The organism is Pseudomonas sp. P4_D7 (assembly GCF_056401755.1).
The window spans coordinates 53,025-68,278 of record NZ_JBFUIR010000021.1 but is presented as its reverse complement, the minus strand read 5'-3'; the positions used below and the strand labels follow the sequence as shown (position 1 = coordinate 68,278).

Annotated in this window: 15 protein-coding genes; 5 read left to right on the top strand and 10 right to left on the bottom strand. The window is 58.0% G+C overall.

The genetic code is table 11. The features are described from left to right. Positions 1–115: 115 nt before the first annotated feature. From AC1DVF_RS15655 to AC1DVF_RS15625, 7 genes are read right to left on the bottom strand one after another with little or no spacing between them, the layout of a single operon-like run. Positions 116–1,162 (bottom strand): acyltransferase family protein, encoded by a 1,047-nt coding sequence (locus AC1DVF_RS15655; RefSeq protein ID WP_477782734.1) that lies wholly within the window; start codon positions 1,160–1,162, stop codon positions 116–118. Between the two features lie 12 nt (positions 1,163–1,174). Further along, positions 1,175–2,278, bottom strand: a complete 1,104-nt coding sequence (locus tag AC1DVF_RS15650; protein ID WP_016986717.1) for a hypothetical protein — start codon at positions 2,276–2,278, stop codon at positions 1,175–1,177. Beyond that, the gene (locus AC1DVF_RS15645) at positions 2,269–3,501 is read right to left on the bottom strand and encodes an MATE family efflux transporter (RefSeq protein ID WP_477782733.1); all 1,233 of its coding nucleotides are present in this window, start codon (positions 3,499–3,501) and stop codon (positions 2,269–2,271) included. The genes AC1DVF_RS15650 and AC1DVF_RS15645 overlap by 10 nt, the downstream gene beginning before the upstream one ends. Continuing rightward, on the bottom strand, positions 3,498–4,610 hold the full coding sequence (locus tag AC1DVF_RS15640; RefSeq protein WP_414926296.1) for a polysaccharide pyruvyl transferase family protein: 1,113 nt from the start codon (positions 4,608–4,610) through the stop codon (positions 3,498–3,500). Before AC1DVF_RS15640 ends, AC1DVF_RS15645 begins: the two co-directional genes overlap by 4 nt. Before the next feature lie 15 nt (positions 4,611–4,625). Next, positions 4,626–5,708 carry a glycosyltransferase gene (locus tag AC1DVF_RS15635; protein ID WP_095050484.1) on the bottom strand — a complete coding sequence of 361 codons (1,083 nt, stop codon included), beginning with the start codon at positions 5,706–5,708 and terminating at the stop codon, positions 4,626–4,628. Between the two features lie 40 nt (positions 5,709–5,748). Continuing rightward, on the bottom strand, positions 5,749–7,977 hold the full coding sequence (locus tag AC1DVF_RS15630; protein WP_477782732.1) for a polysaccharide biosynthesis tyrosine autokinase: 2,229 nt from the start codon (positions 7,975–7,977) through the stop codon (positions 5,749–5,751). A 39-nt stretch (positions 7,978–8,016) separates the two neighbouring features. Continuing rightward, positions 8,017–8,457 carry a low molecular weight protein-tyrosine-phosphatase gene (locus AC1DVF_RS15625; RefSeq protein WP_186624451.1) on the bottom strand — a complete coding sequence of 147 codons (441 nt, stop codon included), beginning with the start codon at positions 8,455–8,457 and terminating at the stop codon, positions 8,017–8,019. A gap of 293 nt (positions 8,458–8,750) precedes the next feature. On the opposite strand from AC1DVF_RS15625, the gene AC1DVF_RS15620 reads away from it, so the two are divergent. Beyond that, positions 8,751–9,707, top strand: a complete 957-nt coding sequence (locus AC1DVF_RS15620; protein ID WP_477782731.1) for a cellulase family glycosylhydrolase — start codon at positions 8,751–8,753, stop codon at positions 9,705–9,707. A gap of 202 nt (positions 9,708–9,909) precedes the next feature. After that, positions 9,910–10,836 (top strand): transaldolase, encoded by a 927-nt coding sequence (gene tal, locus AC1DVF_RS15615; RefSeq protein WP_016986723.1) that lies wholly within the window; start codon positions 9,910–9,912, stop codon positions 10,834–10,836. Positions 10,837–11,033: 197 nt separating this feature from the next. Here tal and rssC read toward each other — a convergent pair whose 3' ends face one another. Together rssC and rssB are read right to left on the bottom strand one after the other, a co-directional pair. Further along, the gene (gene rssC / locus AC1DVF_RS15610) at positions 11,034–11,516 is read right to left on the bottom strand and encodes an anti-sigma factor antagonist RssC (protein ID WP_003226553.1); all 483 of its coding nucleotides are present in this window, start codon (positions 11,514–11,516) and stop codon (positions 11,034–11,036) included. Next, positions 11,516–12,697, bottom strand: a complete 1,182-nt coding sequence (rssB, locus tag AC1DVF_RS15605; protein WP_016986724.1) for a two-component system response regulator RssB — start codon at positions 12,695–12,697, stop codon at positions 11,516–11,518. The genes rssC and rssB overlap by 1 nt, the downstream gene beginning before the upstream one ends. A gap of 275 nt (positions 12,698–12,972) precedes the next feature. Here rssB and AC1DVF_RS15600 point away from each other — a divergent pair, with 275 nt between their 5' ends. Next, positions 12,973–13,272, top strand: a complete 300-nt coding sequence (locus AC1DVF_RS15600) for a PilZ domain-containing protein (RefSeq protein ID WP_093433719.1) — start codon at positions 12,973–12,975, stop codon at positions 13,270–13,272. A gap of 52 nt (positions 13,273–13,324) precedes the next feature. Here AC1DVF_RS15600 and AC1DVF_RS15595 read toward each other — a convergent pair whose 3' ends face one another. Then, positions 13,325–14,014 (bottom strand): MlaA family lipoprotein, encoded by a 690-nt coding sequence (locus AC1DVF_RS15595; RefSeq protein WP_093433716.1) that lies wholly within the window; start codon positions 14,012–14,014, stop codon positions 13,325–13,327. 197 nt (positions 14,015–14,211) lie between these two features. Between AC1DVF_RS15595 and AC1DVF_RS15590 the strand changes: the two genes are divergently transcribed. Continuing rightward, positions 14,212–14,832 carry an HAD superfamily inactivated hydrolase PcrP gene (locus AC1DVF_RS15590; RefSeq protein WP_186624454.1) on the top strand — a complete coding sequence of 207 codons (621 nt, stop codon included), beginning with the start codon at positions 14,212–14,214 and terminating at the stop codon, positions 14,830–14,832. A 108-nt stretch (positions 14,833–14,940) separates the two neighbouring features. Continuing rightward, entirely contained in the window at positions 14,941–15,204 is a 264-nt protein-coding gene (locus AC1DVF_RS15585; RefSeq protein ID WP_116256590.1) for a DUF4404 family protein, read from the top strand. The last annotated feature ends 50 nt before the right edge of the window (positions 15,205–15,254 follow it).

Genomic DNA, 15,254 nt, shown 5'->3' with positions numbered 1-15,254 from the left:
ACGCTATCGCGAGCAGGCTCACTCCTACATTTGTCGCGGTCATCCGCTAAATCTGTGTACACCAAAAAAACCTGTGGGAGCGACGGTGCGACGATTCGACTTGCTCGCGAAGCTCTTAGCTGTTTTGTGGTTGCACCACTGGGGTGACAGGCACCAACGGTTTCTTCTTCGCCGCCCGCTCCCCAAGGAACAACACCGAGGTGAAATTGAATCGGCTGAAAATCATCGACAACAGCACCGGCCCGAGCAAACCAAAGGTCAAACCACCGAGCACCAGCAAACTTTCATCCTTCACCCCCAACCGCCCCAGCACCAACCGCGACGTCGCCGCGAACAGCATATGGAACAGAAAGATCGCATAGGAATAGCCACCCAGCCAGGTCAGCGCTTTCGAGCGCATATCACTCGACAGCAGCGCAATACAGGACACGCAACCCACGGTCAGACCGATCAGGCTACGGCGATCAACAATCAACTCACGATCAATCGCTGCCACATACAACAACATCAGCGAGATCAACACAAACACCAACGGCCCGATCACCTTGAAGCGTTGCTTCAGCGCATCGACGTTCTCCTGGCCAATCATCCCCGCGACAAAAAACGGCAACAGATAAATCGCCCCGTTGATCCCGAACGCGTCGAACTTGAACGGCGGCAGCAGAAACAACACTGCCGCAAACGCAAACAGCCCATACAAGCGCGTCGCCGACCGCAACATCCCGCGCCACTCCAGCAGCCCGACGAACATGAAAATGATGAACACCGCCTGCAGGAACCAAAAGTGGTTGATCGGCACCCAGAACGACAACAGCGCGTCGATCACCCCGACATCCTTGTTCACCCCCGGCCCCACCGCTTGCAACACCGAGAACGGTACACCGACGCAAAACAGCGGCACGATCAAGCGCCGCACCTTGCCGCTGAAAAACTTGGAAAAGTCATTGCCGCGGATTTTGTAAATCGAATAGATGTACCCGGAGATGAAGGTGAACAACGGCATGCGTACGTACACCATCGAATCGGCGAGCACCCGGAACGGCGAGCCGATATCGATCTTCAACCCGCCGCCCAGCGGGCCGATGACGTGATAGAGCACCAGCAACAGGCACGCCAGGCCACGCAGGGTTTCAATCTCCAGGGACTTTTTCTTGCTCGACATAAAGCACCTGCCTCAATTCAGAATTCTTGATTCAACCTGCACCGGTTTGTTCGCCCGCAGCATCAAGCCCAGACCGACAAACAACACCGGCACCACCATCGAGAAGTGCCGGGCGAAGGAGCCGAAGTCCGGCTCGAACAGGCCTTGCACCAGCAGAAACGCCAGCGGAATCGCGATCAGTTCCTTGGGTTTGGTCTGGATCGGCGCGCCTTTGTAATCGGTCGAGGTGATGACTTTGAACAGCAGCAACGCGGTCATGATCATCAACGCGACGAAGATCACCTGCCCCGGCCCCGACAGCAGAATCAGCTCCACCGGGAACGACAGGCGGAAGAAGATGATCATCGAGTCCAGCGCCTGCGAAACGAAGTCGCTGCCGCTGAGCCACGACACGATCAACGATTTCGAGCCCTCCTCGCCCGCCGTGCGCAACTCGTTGTTACTGGCGCGGATCGACGACACCGGAAAGCCCAGGGCGAGCTGGATCGACATCGCCACCGCCAGATAAAACAGGAACAGCATCAGAAAGAACGTCGTGCGCGACACGTACTTTTTCATCACACAGACACCGACCCACGACAGCGAAAACAAAATCCAGTAGGGCCGAATCAGCACGCCGTAGATCACTGCCGAGAGGAAAAATCCGCCGCGATATTTTCGCGTCAGCGAGCTGAGCAAAATGCTCAACACCGCCACCGACACAATGATTTCCTTGGTCAGGTTCTCAAGGAAGAACGAGCGCACGATGCCCCACAGGCACAGGGTGCCGAAGATCGCCAACGGCATGCGCCGAAAAACCACCACCGGAATCGCCGTGAGGAAAAAATTGCAGAACATGCCGTAGGCCCAGGCATTGGTCAGGTTGATCCCGGTAGGCCGCAGCAGGAATGCCGAACACTCGTAGGACGAGCGATCCGGCGAGAACGGGTTCCAGAAATTGCAGTTGTCGGCGCGGGCGTAGGACGACCACAACGTCATCGCATCCGGTCCCGGATCACGTGGAATCAACAGCGGCATCGCCACCGACAGAAACAGCCCGGTGAAGAGGATCAGGAACGAGACATACGAATCGAGTCGCTTGCCGCGAAACTCGATGCACGGCAGTTTCAGGCCCATGACAACGCAGCCTTTTTCCCGGCCGTTGCGCGGGTCAGCACGGCAATCACCAGCAGTTGCACGATGATCGCGAAGACGTTGCCCCACGCCGCGCCGTAGATCGAATAGTGCTTGATCAACACATAGCTGACCGGCACCGAAACCAGCAGACAGATCGCCGCGCTGGCGAGCGATACGCGGCTGTTTTTCGAGGCAATCAAACCGCCCCAGACGATGTCGCCAATCGCGCGCAAAGCGAAGGAAAAAATCAGCACGCCGAGGATCGCATTGTCCGGACGCGGCACGCTGGTGGCGACGTAATCGAGCACCACGTTGAAAAACACATAGATCGCCACCGCCACCGCCGCCGACACCACCAGCGAGCGCATGACCCACTTGTTGACGAACAACTGCTTGACCGTGAACGCCTGCTGATCGGCTTGAAAACGCTTGGCCAACAACGGAATCCCGATCACCGCCACTACCGCATACGACAGCGCCTGCAAGGTGTTGGCTGCTGACCACGCGTACACGTATTGACCCAGTTTGGCGTACGGTTCGAGGTCGGCGATCAGAAACCGCTCGGCGCATTGACTCAACGCGATCAACCCGGTGCCGAGGTAAAACGGTAATCCCGCTTTCCATACAGTAGCAGTGGCCAGTGTCCCGGTTTCCCGGCCGTGATGAACGTTCACCACGATCAGGTAACCGGCGATGATCACCAGCACGTTGGCGGCGACCCACAACCACAACACACTGGCGATTCCCGAGACCCAACCGAGCATCATCCCGCCTACCGCCAACACCGCCCACAGGCCGGTCTTGATAAAGAAAAGCAATGCGCCCGCCGTGGCTTTCTGCGCGGAAAACACGAACGAGTTGATCTCGAACGACAGATGCTCAGTGAGCAACACCAGCGTCACACAAAGGATCAGCGCGGCGCTCGCTTCGACTTGCTGGAACAGCGAATAAATCAKCACCGTCACCACCGACAAGATCACGCCAACGGCGAGGTACAGCAGCAGCACCTTGTCGACCACGCGGCGCGAACTGCCGCCGACACTGATCAAGCGATTGATCTCGGAACTGAAACCGACACTGTAGAACTTCGAGGCGATCAACGAAGCGGCGACCACCACACCGTAAAAACCCAGCGCTTCATACCCGAGGTAATGGGTGATCGCCAACACCAGCAAAAACTTCGCGCCCAATGCACCGCCGCGAAGCAGTAGCCGAAATATCATCGAACGACACCTTTGATGATCTCGTCCATGGCCACGGTTTTTGCCTCGATTTCACGGCAGGTATCGGTGAGGCGCTTGCCGAAATTCGACAACGCATTCGGCGCGTAAACCGTGTCGATGATGGTGTCGACATTGATGTCGCCACCGTTGATCACCCAGTCTTCCACGCCCATGTCCTGATAGGCGCCGAAGCCTTTGCGTTCGTAGCTGATGTGGTACGCCGGCACGCCGGAAAGCAGCGATTCGATAGCGCCGTGCAGGCGTACGGAAATCACCAGGTCCGGCTGATACTTGGCAATCGTCGCCTTCAACGACAGCAAGTCTTCGCTAATGCCCAGCTCGCGATAGAACGCACCGTCATCGTTGCCGCGTACCGCGCTCTGTACGGCGCAGACCACTTTGCTTTTGTTCTTCAGGCGCTGCAGCAGCAACTTCAGATTGGCGACGTAAGCGACTTTCTTTTCCTTGCTCCACTCCGGCGGCTTGCGCAGTACCACGCAGACCGTGGCTGGCGACGACGCACAGCGGGTGAATTTCGCTTGCTGGAGGATTTTGCTCGCCAGCGACTGCACCGCCAGATCCGGCGCGCGGTAGACGTTTGCGCAGGCATCGAAAATGGCCGAAGAGCGGTTGTCACGGACGAACACCGCGTCGGCACTGGCGTAGTGCTCGACGATTTTGCTGCTCTCGCCGTGGAACGGGCCGATGCTTTGCGGCAGGTACACCGACGGCACTTTGCTGAGGATCGCGGTTTCCAGTTGCTTGGCGTGGCCGAGTTTCAACTTGATATGTTCGAAAGCACTTTTTGAGCGCATGTAGCCGCCGCCGACGCCGACGATCAGGTCGGTTTTCTTCAACAGATCCGCCAGCCCGGCGTAGGACTGATTGAGAAACACCGCTTGCTTGACCCGGCCAAAACCCTTGGCCGCCATCACCGGCGCGTCGAAACGCGGGTGCGGCAAGTAGCTGAAAGAATCCGGATCGGAAGCCACGACACTGATCGCGGTGTCTTCGCCAAAGTTGCGCTGCACCAGGGCAATGGCCAGATCGACGAGCAAGCCGTCACCGGAGTTGGACGCACTGTAGCCATGCAAAATCGTTACGTTCATATGCTTGAGTTCTACTTAAAAAGTGGGAGCGCGATACAGGTCGTAGGTCTGGCGAATCATCAACGCGGCGCTGAAACGCTCGCGGACAATGCTCCGTCCTTCGTTGCCGAGGTCGAGCAAGCGTGGTTTCTGGATAATCGTCAGCACGTCGGCCAATGCCTGGTGATCACCGGACGGGAAGACATAACCGGAGACTTCATTGGTGACCAGTTCCGGCAGCGAGGTGCAGTTGCTGGCGATTACCGGCAAACCCATGGCCATGCCTTCCAGCGGCACCATGGCGAAACCTTCCCAGCGACTCGGCACGATCAGCGCATCGGCTTTCTGGTACAGCGCCTGCACTTCGCTCGGCGTGACCCATGGCAGGTATTCAACAGAGTCCATCGGCGGGCACTCCACCGCGTCCTCGTTCACCGCGCTGCCGACCACGGTCAGCTTCAAGTCTTTGCGCTGCACGTTGGCGAAGGCCTTGAGCAACACGTCGAAGCCTTTCTGATAATCGAGGCGACCGACGAAGAGCAGATGAATCGGCTCGGGACTCGCCGCTTTCGGCGCGTCATCCTTGTGGTGAATGCCGTTGTAGATCAGCTTCATGCGCTTGCGCTCGATACCGAAGCGCGCGGCTTTATCGAGTTCATACTGGCTGACGCAAATGATCACATCGGTGACTTTCTGCAGTACCCGCTCAATCCATGCATAGACTTTTTGCTTGGTCGGCGAGCTTTCCATCAGGAACGAAAACGCGTGCGGGCAGTAGACGATTTTCGGCTTGCGCCACGGTCGCAACAGCACACATACGCATCGCCCGATCACGCCGGAAAAGGTGCTGTGCAAATGCACCACGTCGGGTTTTTCCTTGAGCATCACCTGGGTCAAACGCCAGGCGAAACGCAGCAACGACGGCACATTGCGTCCAGTGCGGGGAAAGGTGCGGATCTGCTGCGCGCCGATGCCGTGCAACTCTTTGGCCTGATCGTCCGGGACCAGGTACACCAACTCGTAGTTCGCCGCATCACCTTCAGGCGAAGCCGAAATCGTCCGGATCACCGTCGCGACGCCACCTTTGATCGTCTCTGCCACGTGCAGTATTTTCTTCACAAATCACCCACTTCAAACAGGAAAAAACAGTCGCTGACAGTCAGGATTTGTCGGACGCGTATTCGTAGTTGTAATAGCCGTAACCGCCATTGCCGTAGTAGCTGGCCGCACGCTTCTCGACGCCGTTGAACACCGCGCCTTTCAACTCGATGCCGTTCTGCGCGAAGCGGCGAATGGTCAGTTCGATCTCTTTGGCCGGGTTCACCCCGAAGCGCGTGACGATCAGGCTGATCCCGGCTTCACGGCCGACGATGGCCGCATCGGTCACCGCCAGCAGCGGCGGCGTATCGATGATCACCAGGTCGTAGCGCTCGCTCAGTTCCGCCAACAGCTCGCGGAAGTTGGCGTGCATCAACAGCTCGGAAGGATTCGGCGGCACCTGGCCACGGCTGATGAAGTGCAGGTTGTCGATTTCGACCTTGTTGATTGCCTGATCGATGCTGCAGCGCTTGACCAGCAGATCGGACAAGCCGTTGGTGATCGGCGTGTTGAGGGTTTTGTGCAGGTGACCTTTGCGCATGTCGGCATCGATCAGCACCACGCGCTGACCGCTCAACGCCATGACCGCGGCGAGGTTGGACGAGACGAAGGTCTTGCCGACCTGTGGGCTCGGCCCGGAAATCATGATGCGGTTGTTGGTCGAATCGAGCCCGGCGAAATGCAGGCAGGTGCGCAGGCTGCGGATCGATTCAATCGACAGATCCGTGGGATTACGCAGGGCCAGCAGGTACGCCGGTTTGTCGACACCGTCGCGGGCGCGGCCTTTTTTGTTGTCTTCTTCATCCTGCAAGGCGCTGTACGGAATCGACGCGTACACCGGCAAACCGAGTTGCTCGATGGCTTCCGGGCCTTCCAGACCACGGCTCAGGGATTTGCGCAGCAGCACCAGCGCCACGCCGACAAAAGCGCCGAGGAAGGTGGCGATCAGCACGATCAGGGCTTTTTTCGGTTTGACCGGACTGGTCAGGTCGACATCCGCTGCGTCGACCAGACGCACGTTACCCACGGCACCGGCGCGGACGATGTCCAGCTCCTGGGATTTGTTCAGCAACTGCGTGTAGATCTGCGACGCCACTTCGACATCGCGGGTCAGGTTGAGCAGCTCTTGTTGGGTCGCGGGCAAATCGCCGACTTTGCCTTCCAGCGATTTCTGTTGCTGGGTCAGTTCGCCGATCTGGCTCATCAACGCGCGATAGGCCGGGTGCTGTTTGGTGAACTTGCGATCCATCTCCGCCTGCTGCATTTTCAGCTCGGAGATCCGCGTTTCCAGCGCTACCGACTGACCGAGCACCGACTGGGTTTCCAGCGAGATGTTCACGGTCTTGCCGTGGGTCTGATAGGCGTTCAACGCATCGCTGGCCTTGGCCAGATCACGCTTGACCTGCGGCAACTGGCTTTGCAGGAAAGCCAGACTCTGCGCTGCTTCGGCCGAGGTGCGGCGCACGTTCTGATCGACGTACAGCGCGGYGATCTTGTTGAGGATCTTCACCGCTTCAGCGGCGTCGCTGCTGGCCAGCGCCAGTTTGATAATTCCCGATTCCTTGCCCTGCTCGGAGATATCCAGCGCGTCCTGATAACCCTGAATGGTCACGATTCGCGGATTGCGCACCACTTCGAAACGCGTACCGGGATTGGCCAACAACTGAGTGATCTGCCCTTCTACGCCGTCCTGCGCGAACGCTTCGCTGGCGACGCCTTCGACCAGCAGATTGTCGTTGTCATCGAGCAACTGGAAGTGCTTCTGTTCGCCGGCGATCAGGGTGAGTTTCTTGCCCAACAGTTCTTTCGGCAGATTGAGCCGGGCAAACTCCAGGCGCTCACCGCCCCAGGCGTAACTGTTCAGACCGAAACGCGGCGCAGCAACGCTGGTTTCAGTCTCGCCGCGATAACGCCGGGCGAGGAAGCCGCCAATCATCGGGAAGGTGTTGGGGGTGACATCGATGTCCAGCCGCAGGTCGTCGACGGTTTTGCCGATCACCGCGCGGGATTTGATGATGCCGATTTCGGTCACCGACGGCGATTGCCCACCGAGCATGCTGTTGAGGTCGGAAAACCCGAGCATGTCGTTCTTTTTCGGCTCGACCTGCACCAGCGCATTGGCCAGGTACACGGGCGTGGCCAAAACCGCATAGGCCACGCCGGTCACCATAAAGGCCCCGGTCAGTGCGCCGATCAACCATTTCTGATCGATCAGGCTGCCAAATATGCCGAGCAGATCAATACTGTCTTGATCGTTGTCACGGGTGCCGATTACTGACGGTAACTGCATAAGTCTGTTCTTACCATTCACTGATCTGAAGAATATTCATCAATGCCCGAGGCGCTGCGCCCATGAACTAACAGCATCTTCAATCAATGCATGGGCATGAATAAAAGCGGCCTTGCCTTGACGATACGGGTCCTGTATTTCGCGCTCGCTCTGCCACTTGCCGAGCAGAAACACTTTGCCTCTGGCGTGAGAGGCAATCTTCAGTACTTGATTAACATGCTGTTTTTCCATGACCAGAATCAGGTCTGATTCATTGACGATGTCTGCGGTCAGTTGCCGTGCCATGAAGCCTTCGGTGTTATGGCCATGGTCTTCGAGCACTTGCCGGGCGGACGCTTCTACACCCTCGCCCACCCGCGCCGACAGGCCTGCGGAGGAAACGGTGATCGCCGAGGGGGCGAGCGCGCTACGCAGCATCAGTTCTGCCGTCGGACTACGGCATATATTGCCCACGCAAACGACAAGGATCTTTCTGAACAAGGTTTTACTTTCCTGTGTAATGTCAAACGGCCAACATCCGAGAGCAATTGAATGAACCCTCAAGATCTTCCTGCACTCAGAAATAGATTCGCCCTGTTAGTACCGAAGCATTAAGTACCACAGCGTTTAAAAGCCCCCCAACCACTATTAACGGACTAAAAATAACTGTGATTTTCGAGTGATTGTTTTCCGACAAAAACTAACATTCGCGCACTAAGTGCCATCACCTCACTCGAAAATTGAGAAACGAGATCATTTATTCGCAGTTGTCACTTCTCTTCGGGAGAGCAGACATGAAACCAACACATCTCAAAAGACTCGGCGCGTTGGCGTTGATGGTGGCAGGGGCTACGACTCAGGTTCACGCTAGCGAAGTGTTTCCCAACCTTCCAGCCAAGAACATCGGCGTGCAGGTGAAGATCCAGAACTTCACGGCCGCCGACGCCGCGCAGATCAAATCGGCAGGCTTCGGTTTTGTCCGCTTCGGTGTGTGGAGCGACAGCCTGACAGCCAAGGCTTATCAGAAACAGGTCAGCGATGCCTTCGCCGCAGCCCAGTCTGCGGGCCTGCCGGTGTTGCTGACAGTCCGCGCGATCAAGGCGTTGCCCGCCACCTCGAGCGCCGAGCTGAGCACTGCCGGTGAAGGCTTCGCCAAAGCCGTGACGGGGCTGCAACAGTCGTACAGCGCGCAACTGGTAGCGATCGAGTTATGGAATGAGCCGGACCTGGAAACCTACTGGCCGACGCGCAATTTCGACACCACGTTTGTGCCGTTCATGAGCGGCGTGTGCAAGGCGCTGCAGGAGCAGCCTCCATCGACACCCGTGATCGGTTACGGCTTCGCCCGCCCGCCTAGCGCAGGCTCGGCTGCAACCGTGGCGCTGAACCGCATCGTCAGCGAATACCCCAAATGCCTGAGCGCCGTGTCCTACCACCCCTACGGCATGACCGCCACGCAGATCAGCAACGCGCAAAACTTCATTCAGCAAAACTTCCATCTGCCGGGAGTCATCAGTGAATGGGGCATCTCGGCGCTCGCCTCCAATGGTGGGCCTGAAGGACAAGCGAGCAAGATCAACACGTTTATTGGCGATGTTAAAAAGCTCAATATTCCGCTGACGTCCATTTATGAATGGAAGAACAGTGATTCGGGCAGTAACGACCGCGAGAAGAACTTCGGCCTGCTGACCTCTGACGGGCAGCCGAAACCGGCGCGTATGTCCGTCGAAGCCCTGTTGAACGCCCAGTAGCGCATGCACAACCGGCCTGTTCGCAGGTCGGTTGCTTTGAACCTGTTGGCTGTTTTGGCATCGTATTCATCGATACCGCGCCCCGCCTTTCAAACAATCGTTTTCAGGTTGTTGCTGCAGGGGCCATCGATACACGCACCTACCCTTGAGTGGCCGTCAGCGCTCGGGTAATGTCATCAGACCCATAGGACAGAGCACGCCCATGACTTCCAAGCTGGAACAACTCAAACAATTCACCACCGTTGTTGCCGACACCGGCGACTTCGAAGCGATCGCCCGAGTCAAACCGGTCGACGCCACCACCAACCCGTCCCTGCTGCTCAAAGCGGCAGCCATTCCGGCCTACGCCGAACTGCTGAATGCTTGCGTCAGCGACTGCAAGGGCGATGTCGGCCTGGCCAGCGACCGCTTTGGCGTCGCGGTCGGTCAGGAAATCCTCAAAGTGATCCCGGGCCGTATCTCCACTGAAGTGGATGCGCGTCTGTCGTTCGACAAAGATGCGGTGCTCAAACGCGCGCATCGCTTGATCGAGCTGTACGACAAGGCTGGCATTGGCCGCGATCGCGTACTGATCAAGATCGCCTCGACCTGGGAAGGCATCCGCGCCGCCGAAGTGCTGGAGAAGGAAGGCATCCAGACCAACCTGACCCTGCTGTTCTCCTTCGCCCAGGCCGCCGCTTGCGCCGACGCTGGCGTGTTCCTGATTTCGCCATTCGTGGGCCGCATCTACGACTGGTACAAGAAGGCCAACGGCAACGACTACACCGGCGCTGATGATCCGGGCGTGCAGTCGGTCACCCGCATCTACAACTACTACAAGGCCAATGACTACAAGACCGTGGTCATGGGCGCGAGCTTCCGCAACCTCAATCAGATCGAGCAACTGGCCGGCTGCGACCGCCTGACCATCAGCCCGGACCTGATCGACAAGCTGGCGGCCGATACCGGCAAGCTGGAGCGCAAACTGGCACCGGGCAACGCCGGTGAAGCCCGTCTGAGCCTCAATGAAGCGCAGTTCCGCTGGTTGTCCAACGAAGACGCGATGGCTACCGAGAAACTGGCTGAGGGCATCCGTCAGTTTGCTCGCGACCAGGAGAAGCTTGAGGCGCTGTTGCAGGCCAAGCTGTGATTTGAGTGGGTGAAATGCAAAAGGGCGAACCTTCACAGGTTCGCCCTTTTTTATTCTGCATTGGGAGCCGCGTTGACTGAACTTAAGCCTTCGCGAGCAAGCTCGCTCCCACAAGGGGATTGGTGATCGACACTGATCCAGTGTGGGAGCGAGCTTGCTCGCGAAGAGGCCGGCCCAGACAACATCACGTCATGAGATCAATGCCGCTCGAGGGCATTCACCAGGTCATGAAACGCTTCCCGGTTGGAATCGTTCAGGCCCATGAGGATCTTGTGCGCTTCAAGCACCTTGATCCGCACCACTTCTTCCGACTGGTCCTGATCAGGCAGGTCGTCCAGGCACTCCGGGCATGGCACCGGGTGGTTGACGATGTTGAACACCTGCTCGAAACCCATCGATTGCAGCAGACGGGTGATGTCTTCGTGGGTGGTAACGACGGTCGGCAGCAGGCCGACCTTCTGCCGCGACAGGATCGACAGTTTGGCCAACAGGCCCAACGTCGTGCTGTCGATGCTGCGGGTTTCGGTCAAATCGATCACGATCGCGTTGAAATTCAGCGCGGTGAAGATTTTCTCAATAGTCGCATCCAACGCCGAACACAGGGTCAGGCGAACTTCACCGACGAACTTCAGGACGAAGGTGCCGTCCTGCTCGGCGAACTGGATTCTACCGGTACTCATTAAAGATTCCTGCTCAACACCAACAGGGCGATATCATCCGGCATCTCCCCTAGCGTGGCCAATCCAAACACTTGCCGCAGACCATCCAGGCTGCCGCCCGCCGACTTCACCCGTTGAGGCAAAGCGGCTTCTTTTTCTTTGAGCGTAGGTTCTGGCAAAAGATCCAGAATGCCATCCGACATCAGCGTCAGGCTGAATGTCGGCGGCAGCTCAAGCACGTGGTCTTCGTAGGTGGCTTCATTGAAGAGGCCCACCGGCAGACCACGCCCTTCGAGATAACGAACACTGTCAGGCGTGTACAACACAGGCAACGGCAGATGGCCGCCGATGCTATAGGTCAACAAACCGGTCTCCTCGTCGATGACTCCACCGACCATTGTGACGTGTTTACCCAGCTTACAACTGATCAGCCCCCGGTTGATATGACCAAGGACTTCAGAAGGTTTGAATTCCGGCAATGTGCCGTTGCGCTTGGATTCGAACAGCAAGCGCGTGGTCATGAACTTCAGCAGCACGGTGACGAAGGCTGAAGAAGCGCCATGCCCGGATACATCGGCCAGGTAAAACGCGACCCGGCGCTCGTCGACACGGAAATAGTCGACAAAATCACCCGACAGGTACAACGACGGGATGATCTGGTGCGCGAACTTGAACTCGTCGATGCTCCACGGGCTTTCCGGCAGCATGTTCATCTGCACCTGGCGACCGGCGTTCTGGTCTTCCTGGAGCAGGTTCAGGCTGGCCTCGAGCTCGCGGTTGGCCTTCTCCAGCTTCTCGCGATAGCGCTGGTTTTCCAGCAGCAGGCGCGCACGATCGAGGGCCCGGCGCACAGAGTGCTCGAGCACAGCCAGATCTTCGAGAGGCTTGATCAGGTAATCCGCCGCGCCCAGGCGCAGGGCCTCGACCGCGTCGTTCATCACGCCGGCACCCGACACCACGATCACCGGCGTTTGCGGCGATCGCTCGGTGACCTGACGGATCAGTTCGAGACCGCCCATCTGCGGCATGCGCAGATCGCAGATGACCAGGTCGGGCGTGTCTTGCTCGAATACCTGAAGACCCTGTTGGCCGTTGCTGGCCTGCAGGACGCTGAAACCACTGTCTTCCAAATAGGCCGCGAGGCTCGCGCGCACTACTTCGTCATCATCGATTATCAGCAGCGTGGCACTGGTTTTTGGCATGTGGGCAAACGGCGCCAGAATTAGGTTGGCGTAGTTGGCGGGGCATCTGGCCCTGCGCAGACTACTGGATTCGCTTTCTAGCCTCTCTGCTGCACCGCTTTCGAGCATTGACTGCAAACGCGGTTGCACCAGAGGTGCCCTTCTAAGGCGCAGACGGTACTCCCATCCGCAGAGCGTTTCAAGCATGCGCCGATGGTCGCTTGACGACTTTACTTGTCAAATCACCGAGAGTTATAAGAACAGCTCAAACCGTAACCCAATGGAAGGACGAACCTATGAGTCAAACCAGTCGGGACTACAGCGAAAAGCGCGATTTCATCCGCATGCGGGTCGATGCCGATGTCGTGTTGATTCATGAAGGTGATGAAGTTTCAGGGGTGTGCATCGACCTCTCCAGCACCGGCATGCAGATCGAAGCACCGCGCCAGTTCGCGGTCGGTGATCGTTTGAGCGTGCGCATCGACTCCGATCACGCCGCACTCAGCGGCCTTGAGGCCGAGACCGAAGTGGTCTGGATTCGAGCACAGGATGACGGCGGCCAGAAACTCGGTCTGACCATCCTGAAGATGAAATAGCTACACACAAAAAAGGCGACCCTGAGGTCGCCTTTCTTTTTACCGGTCGAGATTAAAAATCGTCTTCGACCTGGCCATCCTTCACTTTGAACTCGCGGTTCTGCAAGTAAGCGTTGCGGATGAAGGTGTACTTGTCGCCGCTGATCAGCTTCTCGCTCGACAGCAGGCTCGCGCGGGTGTCGACGATGTTCAGGCCGAAGATCGAATTACGCGCCGGCACGTCGTCGATGTAGCGGTACATACCGGTGTAGCTGTCGACGTATTTCGACGGTGCATCACGCAGGGTGCTTGGGCCGAGCAATGGCAGCATTACGTACGGACCGCTGCCGACGCCCCAGTAACCGAGGGTCTGACCAAAGTCTTCATCGCTGCGGTTCAGGCCCATTTTGGTGCCGACATCAAAGAAGCCGAGCAGACCGAACGTGGTGTTGAAGATCAGACGTGCAGTGTCGACGCCAGCGGCAGCCGGTTTGGCCTGCAGAATGTTGTTGGCAAGGTTGGTGACGTCACCGACGTTGCGGAACATGTTGTGAATGCCGTCTTCGAGAAACTGCGGTGTAACGAACTCATAGCCCTGCGCCAATGGTTTCAGCGCGTAGGTGTCAACGAAGTCGTTGAACTGGAAGATCGGACGGTTGACGCTTTCCCAAGGGTCTTCTTCCGTTGCCGCCTGAGAGGCAAACGGGGCCAGCAACAGGCCGGCACATACACAAAGCTGAGCGAGCGGATTGCTCCAGCGCATAGAAAAACTCCTTGGAATGGTACTGTCGCGGACCTCTGGGTCCGGGTATTCAGGTCGCTAGTATAAGCGCAAAAGCCCGTTTGGACAGTCTGCGCAATGAAGCAGTCTGTAGGACGCTTCGCGCGTCGCCTTCACACCTCTGTCATCCAACTGTCACTGAGACGCCCTAGCCTGATCGTTATTTCAGGGACGTTGCCATGACACACGCCGAAACCTTGCCCGTCGCCGCCCCCAGCCTGACGGCCGTACTGTTCGGACTCAGCGGTTGTCTGGTGGATTTCGGTGCTCGCGCCCGGCAACAGACGATCGCCCTGCCCGAGCATGCCGAGCCCACACCCGGCGCACTCGACAGCCTGCACAGCCTGCAGCGCCAGCAGATTCCCTGCGCCTGGCTAGATGAATTGCCCCCGCCCCTCGCGCAAGCGTTGTCGGTCTCATTGCCAGCGTGGATCAAACCTGCGCAACATTCGGCAACAATCAATCCATGGCCCGCCCCGAACGCCTGTTGGCAAGCATTGATGACGCTGAACGTCGGCAGCCTGGACGGTTGCGTGCTGGTCAGTGGCGAACCGCGCCTGCTGGAAGCTGGACTGAATGCCGGCCTGTGGACCATCGGCCTCGCCTCCTGCGGCTCGCTCTGCGGCCTGGCACCTCAGGAATGGCAAGCCTTGAGCCAGAAAGAACGCGAACACTTGCGTGGCAAGGCCACCGTGCAGTTATTCGGGCTGGGCGTGCATTCGGTAATCGATCACCTGGGTGAACTCGACACTTGCCTGGCGGACATCCGCCTGCGCCGCCTCAAAGGCGAAAAGCCCTGATCGGGGTCATGCAGGTTTGCCGGGAGTGGATTAATCTAAAGGTCAGCCATAGACCTTTGGCGCGCGGCTGCGGTCAATGCCAGTGCCTATTGATAAAAGGAAAACACCATGCCCGCCCAAGAACTGCAAAAACAGCTCGAGACCCTGCGCGAGCAGCTGGAGCAGAATCCGCCGCTGTCGGAAGCTGAACGGGAAGATTTGCACGCGCTGATGGCGCAGATTGAACTGGAACTTGAACTCGAAACCAAGACCAACGATTCGAACATTGCCGACGGCGTGAACCTCGCCGTTGAACGCTTTGAAGTTGACCATCCAACCATAGCTGGCACCTTGCGCAATATCGTCAACGCGCTGGGCAGCATGGGGATCTGATTCCCCCCGAAACGCAAAAAGCCCTGCCATCACTGGCAGGGCTTTTTCAT

Coding starts and splice junctions, on each gene's coding strand:
- AC1DVF_RS15620 (WP_477782731.1), top strand. CDS start 8,751: ATGAAACCAACACATCTCAAAAGACTCGGCGCGTTGGCGTTGATGGTG.
- AC1DVF_RS15640 (WP_414926296.1), bottom strand. CDS start 4,610: ATGAACGTAACGATTTTGCATGGCTACAGTGCGTCCAACTCCGGTGAC.
- AC1DVF_RS15590 (WP_186624454.1), top strand. CDS start 14,212: ATGACACACGCCGAAACCTTGCCCGTCGCCGCCCCCAGCCTGACGGCC.
- AC1DVF_RS15585 (WP_116256590.1), top strand. CDS start 14,941: ATGCCCGCCCAAGAACTGCAAAAACAGCTCGAGACCCTGCGCGAGCAG.
- AC1DVF_RS15650 (WP_016986717.1), bottom strand. CDS start 2,278: ATGGGCCTGAAACTGCCGTGCATCGAGTTTCGCGGCAAGCGACTCGAT.
- tal (WP_016986723.1), top strand. CDS start 9,910: ATGACTTCCAAGCTGGAACAACTCAAACAATTCACCACCGTTGTTGCC.
- AC1DVF_RS15600 (WP_093433719.1), top strand. CDS start 12,973: ATGAGTCAAACCAGTCGGGACTACAGCGAAAAGCGCGATTTCATCCGC.
- rssB (WP_016986724.1), bottom strand. CDS start 12,697: ATGCCAAAAACCAGTGCCACGCTGCTGATAATCGATGATGACGAAGTA.
- AC1DVF_RS15595 (WP_093433716.1), bottom strand. CDS start 14,014: ATGCGCTGGAGCAATCCGCTCGCTCAGCTTTGTGTATGTGCCGGCCTG.
- rssC (WP_003226553.1), bottom strand. CDS start 11,516: ATGAGTACCGGTAGAATCCAGTTCGCCGAGCAGGACGGCACCTTCGTC.
- AC1DVF_RS15655 (WP_477782734.1), bottom strand. CDS start 1,162: ATGTCGAGCAAGAAAAAGTCCCTGGAGATTGAAACCCTGCGTGGCCTG.